The organism is Roseovarius sp. MBR-78, assembly GCF_040547535.1.
Taxonomy (GTDB): Bacteria; Pseudomonadota; Alphaproteobacteria; order Rhodobacterales; family Rhodobacteraceae; genus Roseovarius.
Genome location: NZ_JBEPPX010000078.1, coordinates 1 through 1,291 on the forward strand (window position 1 = coordinate 1; position 1,291 = coordinate 1,291).

A 1,291-nucleotide genomic window follows, 5' to 3' on the forward strand; every position below is an offset into this window, starting at 1 on the left:
GGGCACCTCGAAAAATTGCGCTGACACCGGCGTTTCGGTATGATCGGAGCGATAAAACGGGATGGGGTGCAACGATGGCGCAGATGGGTTTCTTTGATCTTTCAGACCGCTACGCGAGCCTGGACGCGAAGTGTGACCCGCTGGTGAAGATCGACGCGGTCGTGCCTTGGGAAGAGTTTCGCCCGACGCTGGAACGGGTCTGGCGCAAGCCGGATGCAGAGCGCAAGTCGCGCGCAGGGCGCAAGCCGATCGACGCCATCGTGATTTTCAAGGCGCTGGTTTTGAGCGCGCTCTACAACCTGTCGGACGACCAGATCGAGTATCAGGTGCGGGACCGGCTGTCGTTCATGAGGTTTCTGGGGCTGGGCCTCGAGGATCGGGTGCCGGACGCCAAGACGGTCTGGCTCTATCGCGAGGGGCTGGCGCAGGCGGGTCTGGCCGAGGAGTTGTTCCGCCAATTCGACGGGCATCTGGCACGGCAGGGCTACATCGCGCGCGGCGGGCAGATCCTCGATGCGTCCATCGTGGCGGTGCCGCGCAACCACAACACGCGCGAGGAAAACCGGGCAATCAAGAACGGCGAGGTGCCCGAGGACTGGGCCGACAAGCCCGCGAAGCGATCGCAGAAAGACGTGGACGCCCGCTGGACCAAGAAGCACGGCAAGAGCCATTACGGCTACAAGAACCACGTGAATGTGGATCGCAAGCACAAGCTGGTGCGGCGCTGGCATGTCAGCAACGCCGCCCTGCACGACAGCCAGGCAGTGGACCACCTGCTGATGCGCGGCAATACCGGCGCGGGCGTCTGGGCGGACGCGGCGTATCGCTCCGAGGAGATGGAGGGCAAGCTGCGCAACCGCAAACTCAAGAGCCACATCCACCGCAAGGGCAAGCGCGGCAAGCCATTGACCGAACAGGCGAAGGGCAGCAACCGGACGAAATCGAAGGTGCGTGTGCGGGTCGAGCATGTCTTCGGTGCGCAGACCAACGACATGGGCGGCACGCTGGTGCGCACGATCGGCATCGCGCGCGCCAAGGCCAGGATCGGGATGAAGAACCTCGCCTATAACATGCGCCGTCTCGTGCAGTTGCGCCGCATCAACCCGTGCCCGGCGTGACCATCGCGCGGAGCAGCGAGCCGATCAGCCCGCATGGCAGAAACAACCGAGCATGAACGGCGCAGAACTACGGACCTCTGGGAGGCATAAGGCCGTCAGCCGACCACGACATCCAGCCTCACCCAAATCGCACCGCTGCGTGGCAGCGAAAACGGTCAAAAATCGAGGTGCCC

The 1,291-nt window shown here is 63.7% G+C and carries 1 protein-coding gene; it reads left to right on the forward strand.

What is annotated here, in order from left to right; genetic code table 11:
- Window positions 1–74: 74 nt before the first annotated feature.
- Window positions 75–1,118 carry an IS5 family transposase gene (locus tag ABIE58_RS20240; protein ID WP_354546411.1) on the forward strand — a complete coding sequence of 348 codons (1,044 nt, stop codon included), beginning with the start codon at window positions 75–77 and terminating at the stop codon, window positions 1,116–1,118.
- The last annotated feature ends 173 nt before the right edge of the window (window positions 1,119–1,291 follow it).

Bases quoted from the DNA above. Each gene is read 5' to 3' on its own strand.
- ABIE58_RS20240 (WP_354546411.1), top strand. From the start codon at position 75: ATGGCGCAGATGGGTTTCTTTGATCTTTCAGACCGCTACGCGAGCCTG.